Consider the following 15,482-nt stretch of genomic DNA (forward strand, 5'->3'; position numbering starts at 1 on the left):
CTGACAGACGGCATGGTGGCCGTCTGATACCTAAAGCGGAGTCTACGCCAGCCATCGTATTCTTAGCAAAAAATCCGATGGCACGAAGCGTTTGTAGACAAGGATTTTTACTGTGAAGTGCTTGTTTGAAATATGTGAACAGGCTGAAAAACTGTGGTGCTTGCAAAAGCGATTAAGAAATACCGCCTAGGGAAGGGAATCACACAAGCGGAGCTAGCCAATCGGTCAGGGTTCGACCCCAAGACGATCAGTCGATTTGAAACGGGCGAGTACGTTCCAACCGTGGAGGCTGTCTACAAATTTGCTGAAATTCTTGGCGTGCCGGTCAAAGAGTTTTTTGCGGATCTGGATGGGGAGATTGAGCAGAGGGCTTTTCTCTTTGAAGTTATCCACAACGCTGATGCTGATGAGCTGAAGAGACTTGTAGCGTTGGTAGGGAAGGCTCGCAAGAAACCCAAGCCCTAAAGTGTTCCTGGTCAGTGTTTTATAAGCCAGCTTTCACCCTCTCTGGATCACCTTCTAACTTGTCTTCAACCTCTTGGAATGAGCGAGCTATCTCCAGCAGCTCGCTTGCTGCTTGCTCATCGCCAGTTGCCTTCATACGGTCAGCTACTGCGACCAGATCAACGCCAGCCCATTTGAGGGTGGCTGCTGCTTCTTTAAGATCGTCGCGCAATGCTTGTTTGGGCAGCGTGAGGGGCATGGTGCTATCCGTTGATTTCAGTTCCTGGTGAGTATGACCAAGGGAGAATGACGATCTCAAGAATCCACCCTGATCAATTGCGTTTGACGCTACGAAGCTAGTGAGGAAGAACGGGCGCGTTGCGCGCTATGGATGGCAGTGTTACTGACCGCATCCTGGCTATTCGATGTATCGATGGCTTGCATGAGACCGTGGGCCTGATTGCTGAGTAAAGCGAAGCCCCGAATTCGCCATACCTCCGGGGCTTCTGTTCTCACCACATCCCTCAATGTCAGCGAGCGTAGCGCGACGGTAGCAAAATGACCTGCGGGTGCCAACCCTCGCCGCGTTTCTGTAGGAAGCCTTGTAGGATATGCATAAGTGGTACTCCTTCGGGTAAAGTGTCGCCGCCCGATAATTGGATCCGGGCTCTACACCATGGAGTTTTTACGTGAAGTCTTTTAGCAAAATCATCGTTTCTGCAGCATGTGGTTTGGTTCTCGCGGGTTGCACTGGCACCGCCATGAAAACCCAGCAGTACGACAGCAGCCAATATACTGTCGTTGGCCATAGTGAGGCGAGCGCCACTGGCCTGATGCTCTTCGGTCTGATCCCTATTCGTCAAAACGACCGTTTTGTTCGCGCACAGAGTTCCGCTATTCAGGCAAAAGGTGGCGATGCACTGATCAATACCCAAGTGCAGGAAAAATGGTTTTGGGCTTGGGTTCTGAACGGCTACACCACCACCGTATCTGGTGACGTGATCAAGCTGAAAACAGCCAAATAAGCAGCGTTCGGTTCAAGAAAGCCCGGTTCGCCGGGCTTTTCTGTTTCTGGCGGTTGGGATATGCGTTGCGATAAAAAAGGACTTCGCCGTTATCAGCTATATTTTTTATTTTTTCTACTGGTAGGATGGCATTTACACATCGTAGGCAGGGATGCTCATGTTCGACTTATTAAAGCTGCTCACCGAAAATAGCCCATCGCTCACTCACGATATGCAGGCATGGTTCGAAAAGTACCCGACAGATGCAGCATGGAATGTCTACTCAGACTATTGCGTTGGCAATATTGATAAGGCAAACGACAGCTTCTCGTTCGTCATCACGCTACATCACGATACTGATAAAAATTTCTCAGAATATATTTCCAATGTAGCACCCAAGGATTTGAAGAAAACTCGTCAAGCTTCTGAAGGTCTGATCTCATATCTCAATTGTCCAATGGCGTTTAGCGTTTCGTTCATCGTTGATCGAAATTCGAAGCTGCTTAGAGATTTCATTACCGACGACAATATCCACACATTTTGCCATGGGCTGCGCGAATTAATTGCGTCATGGTCTACCGAACCTGGAGCAGATAAAGAGTACTGGCAACGTATCGATAAGGCTCTTGGAGTGTTTGCACTTGATGTTAAGCGAAAGCAATTTAATGCCAAACTCGCGAGACAGGTTCTACTGACGTCTACTTTCGCCGCGTTCCTCTTCTTAACTCTAAATCAGTTGAAGGAGCCCGCTCACCTCCGATGGGTAACTGACCGCGATGCCAGCTTCGAAAAATACGACGAAGTTGCATTCGACATTGCCTTCATTATGTTCCTCGTGTTTCGTTTGAATTCAGGTGCAGTGAAAGACCCTAACAGACCGAAGTTTCTGTTTGCCTATCCTTTCATGGATGGAGCAAAAGATTATGCGGAGCATGTTAGGCTCCCAGATTATTTAGCAGGGCTATGCGCCGACATAAATCTTCCAAGCATGCAGTTCAGTCACACGAAATTCGAAAGAATTTTCGGGGAAGTAATTATCAATTCAAAAAACAATGTTCTTCTTCAGGTCTTGGGCAATCCTGAAAAAATCACCGTGAGACGATTAACCTTTAGAGACGATCAGTGAGCGTTCGTGTACAAAATTCAATTATCAGCTCATACCCCAATCTGGGAAGATCAAAGCAGTCGGCAAGCTTTCCTAGTTACTTATCCAAGAGGTCAACGTGGCAATGCCGTTGACGGACAGCCCGACACTTGAGGATAGATAAGGCAAACCAGCGTTGATTTATGCTTCGGCTCAAAGCCGTGATCAATCATGCAGCGTTGCGCTTTGGCTGTGTCTCCGATACTTGCAACGTCCAGATTTGACCCTAGCGGTTTGGCATAGCCGCATGCGTACATCACTGGCAGGGCTTCACTATCATTGGCTATCTGGACTGAGAAATGCGGTGATGCTCCCGCCTTGCGCCAGGTGACTTGCATGCGTTCATCCCGGCCAGAATTCGGCTTGATAGGGTGAAATGCTTCGTCCTCCACAAATGGCAAAGCCTCGAGCTGGGATAAGCTGAGAGGATGACCCTGCCTTTCCTCGACGCAGGCGGGCATGTCTTTCATTACTTCACAGTATTCAAAACCGTCTTTGCGAATGAAGCCATTACGCTTCATACACTGGAATTGCAGCACCTGTTCGTTGATTGGCAAATCCGTTATCGAAGTGCCTACCGGGTCGCCACATTCTGTCATTGCGGCTTTGACACCCTCAACAGAGGTAGAAGGGCGTTTCCACCGCGTAAATTCAGGTGATGGCGGGCAGCCGGTCAGTAAAAGAACCGTCGCGATAAGGGCTGGAAAGGTAATGATGTGAGCTTTGCGGAACATGATAATCCTTTAGGTACGTCAGGCTCCCCAACTGCTTCGATCCTTGGGAGCCTCCATTGACGATGATCATGACAGAAACCGAAAGAGCCTGGCAGTGCTGGAAAGGGTGAAGAGTCCATCATGCCTTCCCCGGTTTACTAGGTGATCGGATAGGGTCTCTAAACTTACCAGATGCTAAAGAACCTGGCTGATCCGGCTTTTCCTGCTCTGTGACCACTGGAGCTGAATGCGTTGCAAGGGCTGGCTTCTGATCTTGCGCAGCAAGTGCCGGCACATGTACTGGTGGTTTTGCCGGTGGTGCGTCCTCCAGTGTTATCCCCGCTCTTATGAGGATGCTGTCTAGCTCGTTGGCCGAAAGCTGCTCATCTTTGCGCAGGTCGTCAATCACCCGCTTTTTCACTGCCCTTGGCAGATCGTTCAGGTGCTGGACGTAGGTAAAGTCCTGGAAGGGTATTCCCTTATGGATACCGTATAGGAAGCCATAGAGCTTCGGACGGGCATCAACCTCTCTATCCATCCTGTTGTTCGTCTGGATGAACACCTTCTTCGATTTGCCGGTTGGGTCTGTGGTTCTCATGGCTACTGCGTCCTTCACCCTCTGACGGTTAGCTATCACGAGCTTCTTGTACTCTTTGTCCATCATTGAATCTGCTTCTCTGACAAGCTCCGGGGATGGGGTGTAGTCCAGAAGCGTTGTCCCGCAGATACGTGATGCAAGGTAAAGGTTTGCTTGCGTCCTTGGGTTCGGCTCCCCTGTGCATCGGATTTTGGTGTGTCCTCTGGCAACGTGGATTGACATGGTGATGAGTGCCGAATTCAGGTCGGTCTGGTATGTCTCGACAGCGTTACCGACGATTGTGCATACGTCTCTCTGGTTAAATTTCGACACAACGGTGTTCCCCACGATCATCTGTTTTGTGATGGATGGGCCGTATCTACTGTTTTCGTTGAACCTTGTGATGAAGTCCTGGAGGGTTTCAGTGTTGTCGATGAACCTGAATTTGATCTTCTTCTTCCTGCCATCTGCGATGGTGATAGAGCCGTTAGTCGTGGCTTCTGTGACCTGCTTTTGGATGTTCTGTTTCTTGACCATTTGGTAAAGACTGTTGATTGATTCGACCTCATCCATGTCGATTTTCAGCTTGTTATCAATGATGACGCCGGATTTTTTGGCAGAGATTTTGAAGTCGAATTCGTCCAGGTAGATCGACCAACCGCTAACCTTACGTTCGCCACTTTTATTTTTGCTGATGTTTGGCACCAGCCGTGCGCCCAGCTCCTGGTACAGTTTTTTGTTCAGCTCTTCAAATCCATTGCTCATGTCTGAAGCGTTAATGAGCGCCACGGCTTTAGAAACGATTAGGGACACGTCTGTTTTAGTTTGGTTAGCTTTGTATTTGTAAGCTGAATAAAGCTCAAGCACACCCTTCGTTTGATGGGGGAGGGTGTCTATAGAAAGGAAGTCATCGCTATAATCTTTGTGTTTGATCTTGATGTGCTGTTTTCCATTAAGGTAATCATCCACAACCTCAAAACCACTTTCTCGTAGCGCGAGTGTGAATTGTGGATAAGAGAAGTTCTGCCCAATGAATTTTGAGGTGATTGACTCAATTCTATTTACTAGCTCAACGTCTTTTCCAAAGACTTCTCCTGTATTTGGATTTGTTGATACATCAATAGTTTTAGCTCGGTCTTCATGCTCCATCTGTAAAAGGAATGGATACTTCTCTTCGAGGCGGAATTTTACGTCTCTCATTTTCTTGATTATACCGCTGTGTTTTTTGCCACGGAAAAAGCTAGGTCTATACCCATCCAGTCTACGAGTAGACATTAGGACGTGTACGTGTGGATTCCCGTCTTTAAGGTGAGGAACAATCATGTATTTGAATGCAATATCCGTTTTGGAATTAGACAGCTCAAGTAAAGTTTCTTTGGCGGAATTGATAAGGAATTTTGCTTTTTCTTCGTCAGTCTTTAAGCTAGCAAGCTCGTTGTCTGTACAAGAAACAATAAACGAGAATGCATCAGACGCTTTGGACGAAGATTTTTTACCTTGGTTAGAATGCTGCATAAATTCATGTGCGCAAGTAGATGCGAATTTTAACGTGTATTTCTTTTCATCAAAGTCGTTCTTGAAGAGTCCAAGCTTCTTCATTTTGTACGGTGAGTCTAACTGTACGTCCAGATTCGTTTCTGCGTATTGGACACCTACGTGAGTGTCTAATCCATAGTCATTGATTTTTGGAAGGTACAGGTATGCAACAGCTCCTTTGATCCTGACCTTACCCCTGATTTCAGGGTCAGAGGATTCAACGTATTCTATTTTTGCGTTTGATGTAATGCTGGCAAATTTTTGTTTTAATGGTGCTGCAATTATCATTATTCTTCTCGTATTCTTATCGTTTTATTATTCCTATATTTCATGTGTAAAAGCTCCAACGCCTTTGACGCTTCAAGCATTGTGCGAACTAACAATTCTTTGTAGTCCTTTCCGATTTTCACCAGCTCGTTCACATCTCTGACACGTCGATTCAGAAGGTCGTAAATGCGCTTTCTTTCAACGAAGAACGGATGCTTGGAGCTAACCCCAATCTTGTATATCTTGGCTTCTTCGATTGCCCTCACGATCTGCGTAAACGGATCATCGTCCTTCTTGAAAAACCAGTATGGTTCGTCCTCCAACAGCGCAGATAGGCGCGTTTCGCTCTCCGTATAAAGCTGGGCGCTGCGTAAGAATTTGCGCCTGGCCACGGCCTCCGTACCAGTGGTTTGTTCCACGTATTCGACGTGGACATACGTGAATTTTTCACTGAGCTGGTTCACCTTGACGTGATGCTTCAGAAGCATCGTAAGCACGTTGGGGAGCTTGACCGTCTTGCCTTGCTTGGATGTGTACTGCTGGCCTTCACATAGGTTGAAAAGCTGCTGGATGTTGCTCTGATTTCTGTTGAACGTGTCCTTCAGTCCGGCAAGGCTTTTCTGATCTTTCAGAGGAATGTAGATGTCTTTATCCCTATGAAGATTGGTTAGGAAAAGGCTCACGCCTTTACGATACTTGGCGACAACCTCAATCTCATTCACCACCTCTGGAAGCCGGGTGTAGCCGCAGGCAAACACAAGGTTTTGCAAGTCGGCTTTGAACCGTTCAGAACACCTAAATCTAAGATACGTTTTCATAAATCAACCCTCACTGCTGATGAGGGTAATTATTATTTTGAGGTTGAAGTTTTGTTTTGAAAGCTTCTTTTAGTTTGGCGGTGTCTCGGATGTTAGTAAGGTTCTTCATTTCTTCTACAAAATCTAAAGCCTCAATTACTAATATTGAATATTCCAACTCGGAAATTTCTGAGGATATTTTACTTCTGGCATCGACCTTTGACTTTTTTGACGCTTCATTCTTTTTAATAGATTTTGTTAAGTCATTATAGGTTTTTCTTGCGGTAGATTTCGCGCTGTCGCTGGCCGATACCTTGTTTAATATTTCGTTGGCCTTGTCTCGTTTAGATCGAATAGTATTTTCTTGATCTTCGAATTTTTTTATCTCAGCAGCTAGCCTGTCAAAAGCAGCCTGCTTAGTTTTAATCTTTGCTTTTAGGTCTATAATCTTTTCGGAAATATTCATTTTTAATGTTGTTTGTTTGTACCTATTATAGCATTTTTTATTTCGCAAATTGTTCGATTGGATTTCATTTGGAAAAGGTATATGGCGACGGCGCTGGCTATGGTGAAAATGATCAGTTCGTCTAAGTTCTGATGCGCGGTGTATGCGAGAACAAGCATGATTGTTGTAAAGCTGAAATTCAGTTTTAGAAAATCTGAAAAGTCGTTCCCGTAGGTCAATGCCCTTTGCTTAACCTTGCTCGAAAGATAGATCTGTTTGTACTCATAAATAGCGTTGTCGATTTCTATTTTTGAGGTGTTCAATCTCGCTAAATTCATTGCCTGTGGAGTGTAATCTTCTGCCTTGTTTCGCACTGATTTGAACAGAGCTTTCCTGAATTTTGTGGGTTGAGTACGCTCGATTTCCTTTAAGCATAAACGCATGCTGTCTTCTACAGAGTTTCTATGGTCTAGGAGAATTTTGTAAATTTCTCCCTGCTTAATTTTTCTAGCTATCTTGAGAAAGCGGTAATAGGTTTTTAGGTGTTTGTATATCATCGTGTTATCAGGTTGTTGTTCTCAGATTATAGCATTTGGGTAGCGCTCAATTTTCTATTAGATACCATTTTGGTGCTTTCACTTTTTTAATGATTCAAACCTGCTTTTCGATAACACTGATTCACTGAAAGCTTTATAAAATGCGGTATCCAAACAAGCGGAGCGCGATAGATTGTTGAAATGGACTTGTCCATTACCAACCTGACCTTGCCTGCTTCAAATCCTGCTTAAAAATAGCTCTATTGAATATCCAATACTTACCCAATGGTGCATAGCTCTTGGTGGAGTTCACGCTGTCGTGGTCATCCGAAGGGAGTAGGGGAGTGAGTGAGGCATCCGACCGCTGCGCAGCCGGAATCGGCTCGTCAAGCTGATGTGTTGGCCGTAGCTGGATCGGCTGTGTCTGGATGGTTCGTGTACGTCATCCAGAAGCGATAAGAGCTTTCCGTCAGATCCATTTGATAGGCAGGACTGTGTGACGCTGGCACGTCCTTGGAACGGCTGGTGGGATGTGTGGTTTGCACTGTTCCTGGGCGAAGAGTAATGCTGTCTGTCTGCCATCACATTGGGTAAACTGCCTGGCTCAATTTACGTGATAACAAGGACCGTTAATGAACGCATCAACCTGTGAATGCCAAGCAAAAAAAACTCTGTTTAGTGGATTAAAAGTTTCGATCTATCCGTTCTTTTTGACAATGGTGATTGCGATCTTTTTCTTACACCTAGGGAATGAAGAAATCGTCAAAGAAAATATCACCGGAGTGAACGTAAAATTTGGCGTTGTAACAGGCGCAGTGCTTGTAGTCATCGCTTCGATTTTTCGCGTTCTGTATCAAGACAAAGGTCGAGACCGGTTTATAAATGCAATTATTTATCTGTCAAATATTGCTACTGATCTTGGATACGGAGCTGTTGGGTTTTACGTTGGAAGTGAGATAGTAAAAAATGGATTTGTAATTAATACAGTCATGTGGTTGTCAGGTTCGATTTTGTACTGGGTTTTGCTAAACATTTTGTACTCAACGTCTGTTGTCGATAACATTCCTTCCAAGCTCAGACCGACATTAGTTTACATTTCTATAGGCATCCTTCTAATAGGCTATGCTTCTTACTTTTTCCTCAAGTGAGTGCCCGATTAATTCTGAATTAACTTTGCAATAAATTAAATATTTATAAAGCCGCCATAGCTGGCGGTTTTGCTTTTAGGGAATGGTATAATTAGAGCACAAACAAACTTTACTCATCATGAGAATATCCAAAAGCAAAAGGTTTAAGTTTTGGCCTATTTCTATTTTAATAATATTAGCTGCAATGATTTTATTTTTAGATAAGCCTAAAGAATTCATTGCGATAATAGTTAACGTTTTCGTCGGGTCCATTCATCATATTGCCCATTGTTTGATGATTGCTTCTCAAGATTTGATATATCCAGCATCTGCTATTGTAATTTTGTCTTTTGCCATACTGTATGTACCTTTTTTTCCAAAGCTAAAACCGTTCGTTAGACACACGATGATGCTGCCCGTATTTTTTTTAGTCGCGCTTGTTGGCATGGTTTCGTGTTATTTTGGAATCTAAAGCTTTGTGTTTTCTCCATAATTAATTAAATCGGCTTTAATGGCGGTTTTGATTTTAGGGAATGGTATAATTGGAACATAAACAAACTTTACTACAAATGAAAAATCAACCAACAGATTCTGAAATCAAAAATCTATTGCACGTAAAAAGGAATCTCCTTGAGGGTGTGGGTATGAACCTTGTTCGCATCCTGCCTATAGCGTTTCTTGGAGGATTCGTTATCAAGTCCAATATCTCTTTTTTCATTAAAGAGCCATTGAACCCAAGCTTCCTTTTTTACATTTTCACGATGACGTTCCTGATGAGCTTGCTTGGTGTGTTCTCCTTGACTGCTCTCAGAACGAAATGCGCTATAAAGGATGCTTCGTACATAAGCGGATTCAAGGGCGCTCTTAAGCAAGCTGGCGAGATCCTAGTGGGAGATATTCTTTCACCTGGTGAGTACATCAACGAAAGGAAATTGGTCATCAAGGATGCTGCTGTGTGCTTCCTTGCCCCGTCACTGCTTGTCGCTGCTGTCGGGTTCGCAGGATTGCCTGCATGGGTCAGCTTGATCGTTCTAGGCGTTGGTGTGTGCTTGTGGTCTGCCCAGCTCAATAGTGTCCAGTCAGTAGCCTACAGGCAGATTGTAAGCATCACTGATAAGTGATGAGGCGATGGAAACAATGGGCTGCATGTGCGGCCTTTTTTTATGGCTGAAAAAAACAAAGAATACAGCTAACAGCTAATTAAAAAGTTCGAAATGGTATAATTAAGAAAACAAACCCAAAACCTAATGCGTCAATTCAAAATTCTGGCAATGCTTTTCCTCATGCTGGTTGGCTCCCACTCACATGCTTTCGAATATTCAAACCTTTGTGAAGTGATGAAAACGGCAACCCCTCAATCTAAAGGGCTTGCCTCACAAATCACACCTGGGTTATTCAGCTGTAATGAAGACCAAGCCTTAAGCGTTATTTATTCTCTTGAAGGTGGGAACTCTACCGCCTTATCTACCATTAAGCCGATTCTTAAAAGCGGCGGTATGAGTGAAGATCATTTTTCCACACCAAACCCAGTGCTTGATGCGTTTACCTCTTATATGTGGAACATGATAATTATCATTGTTGGCGCTTTAACTGGTTATATTGTTTATAGGTTTTTGGTCGACTGGTATCAAAGCCAAAGCATTCAAGCATCGTTGAAGAATAACACTACCCGTATCGTCTCCATCGTCATGTTAATAGTCTCGCCCTGGACATTTAGCATGTTTGCACTGCTGTTTGCCACAATATCAATTATGTTTTCCAACAAAGAATTGCTTGCAGACAGTTTGGGCAAGCTTTCAAAGGTCGATGATTACAACGTAATCAGACCCGAAGAAAAAATGGTTTTTTCTGCAAACGTCGAACGTATTAACGATATTGCAACTGAAGACACAAGAACAATAGATGCTCTTTTCGCAAATAATCGTATTGCTCTTGGAGAAGCAGGCTATACGAAAGAAGGGATGCTAAAGATAGCTGCTGAAAGCGGATTGGAAATCTCGAAAGAAGAGAACTCTTGGTTAGATAGTGTCAATGTTGATGTCACTAAAAATGTAAAAAATATCGTTAACCTGGTAAATGAAGTCCACAACTATCCAATGAGAAAAACGGCTGATTACTCTATGAGCGATAGGGCATTGAAAGGATACCCAGCGAGCGTAGGTAAATTCGTTATTGGATCTAATGGTGGTGATGTTGAAACTCTTACTGGTCAAAGTCTTAATGACGGCACGATGAAGTCGATGTTCGAAAAAGGGGCAAAGGCTAGTACAGAGATGTTGGGAGGTTCTTCGACATATCTTAATAACGCTTTCAAGCTTGGTAAAAAATACAACGCTCAAATCAATGATGATTATTTTCAAACCTCATCAATGAATGTTGTTGATGGAAAATTTGAGACAGAAGAGCAATCTATAGTAGATGATGCGTATTCTAAAACCAAAGAGTTGATGGACATTCTTAAGATAGATGAAATAGGTGTTAGTAAATCAGCAGATGCCGAGGTGATTAAGGCTAAGTATGTAGCAAATATTTTGTCCGCATACATGGGACATGATTTTGATAAAAACGGTGCTTCGTTTAGAAATACCCTCAATGCATTCAAGAATACGATTGTCAGGGCGAAGCTTGATGAGTATTGCACTACTCATTGGTTTGAGCATGAGGCTTCTAGACGTGCAATTGCAGTATTCAATGAATTGCCAAATGACACGAAGGGGCGTGATTTAAATCGTATGCAAGGCATAGATTTTGATATGCAGTGCGCGACCCTCAATGCCTCATCATTAAAGATAGAAATTCTCGGTAGCCCAAATGAATCTGATGCCAAAAAATTCAAAGCAAAACAATTAGCCTATTTAACGGCATTCAACCGTGCCTATGATCTTTTTTACATTGGCGTGAAGAAGGCTCTACAGGAAAATAAAGAGGGCTTGGATATTCTTACCTATGAGGTGCTTTCTAATGTCAAAAGGGGAATTCTAGGTGCTGCTTTGTCTTCACAGGCCATTACGCAATTCGAGAGCAATAAAAATCTAAGTTCTCAGATACTAAAGAATTCATTCTTCGTGTATTGGGATAATGCTGATGTGAAGAATTATGATTATGTAAACAAAAAGATCTTGTGTGGAATCACTGATGTTAAGCCTAATGGCGCAGATGGTGCCTGTAACCTGACACCTTTCGCACCAGTCGATTACAAAGGTCTTTACCTTTCTCCGATCATGAACATCACGCCTTCGACGTTGACGGAAAACGACAGTTTTCTTAGTAAGATCGATTTATATAAACTAATTTTTGAGATGATTGGATTAGATTTTACGTCAATTAAGGAAATGGCAGGTTTCGATCCTAGCTTGTCTATTCCTAAAGGTCGTGCTCAATGTGCTTCAAATCCTCAAAGCTGCGAGAATAACTACCATATTGGTTTGGCTGCGGGTATGTACAAACTGGGCTCTGAAATGTTTGATTTCGGTGTGAACATTATATTAATCAAGGCACTTACAGGGGCTGCTGATGGTGCGCTTGATGGTTTGATGGAATTAATTGGTAATAGTGATTCGTCGTCTTCTGCTGGAATTAACACAAGTAAGTTTACAGGTAAGCTTGCGAAGTTCTTAGGAACGTTAAGTGGTAAAACCCTACAGATAGTCGTTAAGTCGATGGATATTATAATGTCGGCGTATTTACCGCTTGGATATGTCTTTGCTGCCTTGGGTTTCTTTTGCAAATACATAATGCCAATGCTCATGTTTTTCATGATTTTGGGGCAATTGATTAAATTCGTCTATTTCGTGATTTTCTTCAAATTTATAGAAGTGCCAGTTCTTCTCAGCTATTCAACCATAAGCGGCGACAGTAAGTTCATCAAAATCATGGGCTGGAAATTCGTTTACCTTATTTCGTTCATGATGATCTTGATGTTGTTTATGCTTGTAATGAATTTCATGGGTAATAATCTAGACGCTAGAGCTGTGATTTGGGGAATCCTTGGCATGAGCGACGGAACATTCATTGGAGATATTCTTTCGATTCTCATGGTTGTGGTTTACGCAATCTACACATTGTTCATGATTTATAAACACGGAATCGACTCATTCAATAGAGTGATGAAAACTATATCGAATGAGGATGCCATACACGATGATTCAGTTTCTAGAATGCAAGCTTTCATCATGCACCCACAATTACAAAATGCCCTTCGTACAGGCATACCAATGCTAGGTAACGCATTTGATAAAGTGGTAAAAAATAACGCATGGGCTAAAAGCTATGATGCAGAGAGTAGAAAAAGAAAGGAAGAAATTCGCAAGCAGTTCTCAGAAGAAGAACGTAAAAACTCTACAACAACAGAAGGTGAAGCATGAGTGAGAAAACAAAACCAAAGCAATATGGCCTTTTTGTATTCGTAATTTTTCTAGGTGTTTTGAAGGTGTGGGAGGTATTCAGTATTGGTCCCGCTTTGATTACTGCATTCGCTTGCGCGATATTGTTTTTGGTCTTTCTGCTTGGTGTACGCATCAATCAGAATTTAGACAAAAAGATTGAAGAGCAAGATGCTAAAAATCGAGCTGTGATTGACCACAATGAGAAGTTGATAGGGTTGGAAATGGCGCGCAAGAATGAGATCAAAAGGCAGAAACTTGAAAAGCTTGGGATAGGTGATTTGTGATGCACGTTAACGGTTTCACCAGAGCCTTTCTGTGCGGTTTCCTTGCCTTGAGCTTGGCGTCCGCCAGTGCTGGCAGTCATGACTTCCCTAGCGAGCCTGTGCAGGCTTTGCCTGTTGTAGTGATGCCTAGCGCTGTGGATCTGGAATCCTTGTCCATTGCTAACCTGGTGGCATGGCCTGTGAGCTGCACAGCGGTTACTTACAGCCTGCAGGAAGGGGAGAAGACAAACGTGTTGAGGGCTTTGCTAGGTGAGGACGTTGAACCATTAAAGATTGCAGGTAGGTGAGTGAGGTTTCGTAGGGTACAAAAAAAGCCCTGCTGGGCTATTTTGGTAATTTTTTGTTAATTGATTTGTTTCGATGAATTAGCAATGTCCTTTCATTTCTGATTTTATTTCAGCTTCCCAGTTCGATAATCTTATTATTTCTTGGATTGTTGATACTTGATTGGGGTTGAAATATAAACTTACATTTTCACGATAATCACTTAAATCTGATTGAGAATCTTCATCATATATTTCTAATTTCTCTCTGTCGTATTCAAATGTTGTATCCATTAAAGAACCATCTTCAATTTCAATGAATACTATTTCTCCTGTTTCTGTATCGCGTTGTGCTATCCATTGAAGCCTGATAGTGAAGTGATTATCGTCTCTTCTTGAGCCGTGTATTAATTCAATATATCCACCTGCGTAATTTTGTTCATTCCAAGTTTCGTAATCATATTCGGTTTCTTCATCATTCCAGATTGACCAATCTTCTACTTGTACTTTATAGGTATATTTTAATGTTGAAAGGTCTTTTAGTGAAATTCTTTTAAGTGTGTTCATGTTGTTTCTCCGATTTTATTATTTGAATAGCTTAATTGCTCCCATATATACATAATACCATTTATTTATTAAAAGCAAGTGATAAGCAAAAGAAAATCACTTTTATTTGTAATTTATTTTAGGGCACAAAAAAGCCCTAATGGGCTATTTTAGTTAATTCTCAGTTATAACTGTTTTTCGACTATTTCAGAGAATAATGAATAAGCGTTTTTCCATTGTTTGTTCGTCATCAGCAAATCGCGACCAGCAATATCTATTGTCTTTGTGTCATGATTCATCACAACTACGAGGAATGGGTATTCAATAATTGTGGCTTGCTCGTCGTTTTTTACGTTGCATGTAAATTTTACCAACTCTTTAAATGTTATTGTATCTTCAATAACTTCGCCGCCAATCACTTCTACTTCAATGAAACTCAAAGCGCGTAATTCTTCAAGCTTTGACGCTTCAAAATCAAATATCTCATATACAGAACCTTCGCTCGTTCTGGTTTCCCAGTTTTTCGCGCTACCATCACCACGAACCCAGCCAGTTACTAATTCAACATCATCGCCAAGAACAGCTTTGCTGTCTCTGCTCGTAGCCCTAGCAACCATTCTTCCAGCTAATCTGATAGCATCTTTGTTCGCGTAATACATGCTTGGGAAAGTCACACGAACGTCAACTTTAGGGCTTGTTGCTGTGTCATCAGTACCAAAGATCTCGATTAACAAAGCTCTTGCTTTCGATTCTGATCTTGAAGGGAATACCCAGCAGTTTTCTGAATGGCTAAATTTTCCGCTTGAATTACCCGCGCCTTTTATAAATTGATCATCATAAGGGCAATAAACTTTGATTACTGCTTTGTCTTCTTGAGTTGAATGTTCGATTTTTATTTTCATGGTTATTTCTCCTATTATCATTGTTTGAGTTGTTTAATTACTTCCCATATATACATAATACCATTTATTTTTAAAATGCAAGTGATAAGCAAAAGAAAATCACATTTATTTAATTATTTTTTTCAGTGCTGATTAATTCATTTAGAACCTTATCAAAGCACTTGTTAATTTCTTCTGTTCTTTTCCAAGTCACAAACTTTTTATATAAATTGTTTATCGCCTTGTAAGCACTGCCGTTTATGTTTCTAGGAAAACGAAGACTTTCAAGAATTCCTACTTCTGCACAATAGTCTTCAAAGATTGGTTCTTTTTTCAGGATAATTTTTGTTTTGGTTCCTTCCATTCTGGTGTAATAGCCAATCCTCTCATTGTGTTCGTTGGTAATGTAAACGCGATTCTTGTTTGAATGAGAGCGCATTTCCTCAATTTTGTAGCCTTGCTTTGTTATTTCTTCATATAGATTCATAATGTTTATTTAATGTTGTTTTTAATATCTTACCATTTTTATTTGT

At 42.2% G+C, this 15,482-nt stretch carries 16 protein-coding genes; 7 read left to right on the top strand and 9 right to left on the bottom strand.

The annotated features are described in order from the left end of the window. The first annotated feature begins 156 nt into the window (after window positions 1–156). Window positions 157–465 carry a helix-turn-helix domain-containing protein gene (locus ACZRJ6_RS10610; protein WP_008438365.1) on the top strand — a complete coding sequence of 103 codons (309 nt, stop codon included), beginning with the start codon at window positions 157–159 and terminating at the stop codon, window positions 463–465. A gap of 19 nt (window positions 466–484) precedes the next feature. On the opposite strand, the gene ACZRJ6_RS10615 is transcribed toward ACZRJ6_RS10610, so the two are convergent. Continuing rightward, window positions 485–703, bottom strand: a complete 219-nt coding sequence (locus ACZRJ6_RS10615; RefSeq protein WP_008438363.1) for a hypothetical protein — start codon at window positions 701–703, stop codon at window positions 485–487. 430 nt (window positions 704–1,133) lie between these two features. Here ACZRJ6_RS10615 and ACZRJ6_RS10620 point away from each other — a divergent pair, with 430 nt between their 5' ends. After that, a complete protein-coding gene (locus tag ACZRJ6_RS10620) occupies window positions 1,134–1,469 on the top strand; it encodes a hypothetical protein (protein WP_032899769.1) in 336 nt (111 codons plus the stop codon). Between the two features lie 157 nt (window positions 1,470–1,626). Beyond that, complete coding sequence (locus tag ACZRJ6_RS10625) at window positions 1,627–2,574, top strand: hypothetical protein (RefSeq protein ID WP_008438359.1); 948 nt, start codon at window positions 1,627–1,629, stop codon at window positions 2,572–2,574. Between the two features lie 92 nt (window positions 2,575–2,666). On the opposite strand, the gene ACZRJ6_RS10630 is transcribed toward ACZRJ6_RS10625, so the two are convergent. From ACZRJ6_RS10630 to ACZRJ6_RS10650, 5 genes are all read right to left on the bottom strand, one after another. Beyond that, on the bottom strand, window positions 2,667–3,326 hold the full coding sequence (locus ACZRJ6_RS10630; protein ID WP_032899767.1) for a hypothetical protein: 660 nt from the start codon (window positions 3,324–3,326) through the stop codon (window positions 2,667–2,669). 118 nt (window positions 3,327–3,444) lie between these two features. Next, window positions 3,445–5,706 carry a hypothetical protein gene (locus ACZRJ6_RS10635; RefSeq protein WP_008438356.1) on the bottom strand — a complete coding sequence of 754 codons (2,262 nt, stop codon included), beginning with the start codon at window positions 5,704–5,706 and terminating at the stop codon, window positions 3,445–3,447. Continuing rightward, entirely contained in the window at window positions 5,706–6,503 is a 798-nt protein-coding gene (locus tag ACZRJ6_RS10640) for a hypothetical protein (protein ID WP_008438354.1), read from the bottom strand. Before ACZRJ6_RS10640 ends, ACZRJ6_RS10635 begins: the two co-directional genes overlap by 1 nt. Before the next feature lie 10 nt (window positions 6,504–6,513). Beyond that, a complete protein-coding gene (locus tag ACZRJ6_RS10645; RefSeq protein ID WP_008438352.1) occupies window positions 6,514–6,948 on the bottom strand; it encodes a hypothetical protein in 435 nt (144 codons plus the stop codon). Window positions 6,949–6,950: 2 nt separating this feature from the next. Continuing rightward, window positions 6,951–7,484 (bottom strand): hypothetical protein, encoded by a 534-nt coding sequence (locus ACZRJ6_RS10650; RefSeq protein WP_008438350.1) that lies wholly within the window; start codon window positions 7,482–7,484, stop codon window positions 6,951–6,953. A gap of 611 nt (window positions 7,485–8,095) precedes the next feature. Here ACZRJ6_RS10650 and ACZRJ6_RS10655 point away from each other — a divergent pair. From ACZRJ6_RS10655 to ACZRJ6_RS10670, 4 genes are all read left to right on the top strand, one after another. Beyond that, complete coding sequence (locus ACZRJ6_RS10655) at window positions 8,096–8,611, top strand: hypothetical protein (RefSeq protein WP_301278842.1); 516 nt, start codon at window positions 8,096–8,098, stop codon at window positions 8,609–8,611. A 521-nt stretch (window positions 8,612–9,132) separates the two neighbouring features. After that, complete coding sequence (locus tag ACZRJ6_RS10660) at window positions 9,133–9,711, top strand: hypothetical protein (RefSeq protein WP_032899765.1); 579 nt, start codon at window positions 9,133–9,135, stop codon at window positions 9,709–9,711. 126 nt (window positions 9,712–9,837) lie between these two features. After that, the gene (locus ACZRJ6_RS10665; protein ID WP_463968103.1) at window positions 9,838–12,954 is read left to right on the top strand and encodes a hypothetical protein; all 3,117 of its coding nucleotides are present in this window, start codon (window positions 9,838–9,840) and stop codon (window positions 12,952–12,954) included. After that, on the top strand, window positions 12,951–13,259 hold the full coding sequence (locus ACZRJ6_RS10670) for a hypothetical protein (protein ID WP_301278839.1): 309 nt from the start codon (window positions 12,951–12,953) through the stop codon (window positions 13,257–13,259). The genes ACZRJ6_RS10665 and ACZRJ6_RS10670 overlap by 4 nt, the downstream gene beginning before the upstream one ends. A 365-nt stretch (window positions 13,260–13,624) precedes the next feature. Here ACZRJ6_RS10670 and ACZRJ6_RS10675 read toward each other — a convergent pair whose 3' ends face one another. The 3 genes from ACZRJ6_RS10675 to ACZRJ6_RS10685 all read right to left on the bottom strand — a co-directional run bounded on the left by ACZRJ6_RS10675 (window position 13,625) and on the right by ACZRJ6_RS10685 (window position 15,436). Further along, window positions 13,625–14,089 (bottom strand): hypothetical protein, encoded by a 465-nt coding sequence (locus tag ACZRJ6_RS10675; RefSeq protein ID WP_463968104.1) that lies wholly within the window; start codon window positions 14,087–14,089, stop codon window positions 13,625–13,627. Between the two features lie 164 nt (window positions 14,090–14,253). Beyond that, a complete protein-coding gene (locus ACZRJ6_RS10680; protein WP_340051340.1) occupies window positions 14,254–14,970 on the bottom strand; it encodes a hypothetical protein in 717 nt (238 codons plus the stop codon). 109 nt (window positions 14,971–15,079) lie between these two features. Next, a complete protein-coding gene (locus ACZRJ6_RS10685; protein WP_463968105.1) occupies window positions 15,080–15,436 on the bottom strand; it encodes a hypothetical protein in 357 nt (118 codons plus the stop codon). Window positions 15,437–15,482 lie beyond the last annotated feature (46 nt).

Source organism: Pseudomonas sp. C321 (assembly GCF_055407105.1).

Coding starts and splice junctions, on each gene's coding strand:
- ACZRJ6_RS10615 (WP_008438363.1), bottom strand. CDS start 703: ATGCCCCTCACGCTGCCCAAACAAGCATTGCGCGACGATCTTAAAGAA.
- ACZRJ6_RS10625 (WP_008438359.1), top strand. CDS start 1,627: ATGTTCGACTTATTAAAGCTGCTCACCGAAAATAGCCCATCGCTCACT.
- ACZRJ6_RS10630 (WP_032899767.1), bottom strand. CDS start 3,326: ATGTTCCGCAAAGCTCACATCATTACCTTTCCAGCCCTTATCGCGACG.
- ACZRJ6_RS10635 (WP_008438356.1), bottom strand. CDS start 5,706: ATGATAATTGCAGCACCATTAAAACAAAAATTTGCCAGCATTACATCA.
- ACZRJ6_RS10640 (WP_008438354.1), bottom strand. CDS start 6,503: ATGAAAACGTATCTTAGATTTAGGTGTTCTGAACGGTTCAAAGCCGAC.
- ACZRJ6_RS10645 (WP_008438352.1), bottom strand. CDS start 6,948: ATGAATATTTCCGAAAAGATTATAGACCTAAAAGCAAAGATTAAAACT.
- ACZRJ6_RS10650 (WP_008438350.1), bottom strand. CDS start 7,484: ATGATATACAAACACCTAAAAACCTATTACCGCTTTCTCAAGATAGCT.
- ACZRJ6_RS10655 (WP_301278842.1), top strand. CDS start 8,096: ATGAACGCATCAACCTGTGAATGCCAAGCAAAAAAAACTCTGTTTAGT.
- ACZRJ6_RS10665 (WP_463968103.1), top strand. CDS start 9,838: ATGCGTCAATTCAAAATTCTGGCAATGCTTTTCCTCATGCTGGTTGGC.
- ACZRJ6_RS10670 (WP_301278839.1), top strand. CDS start 12,951: ATGAGTGAGAAAACAAAACCAAAGCAATATGGCCTTTTTGTATTCGTA.
- ACZRJ6_RS10675 (WP_463968104.1), bottom strand. CDS start 14,089: ATGAACACACTTAAAAGAATTTCACTAAAAGACCTTTCAACATTAAAA.
- ACZRJ6_RS10680 (WP_340051340.1), bottom strand. CDS start 14,970: ATGAAAATAAAAATCGAACATTCAACTCAAGAAGACAAAGCAGTAATC.
- ACZRJ6_RS10685 (WP_463968105.1), bottom strand. CDS start 15,436: ATGAATCTATATGAAGAAATAACAAAGCAAGGCTACAAAATTGAGGAA.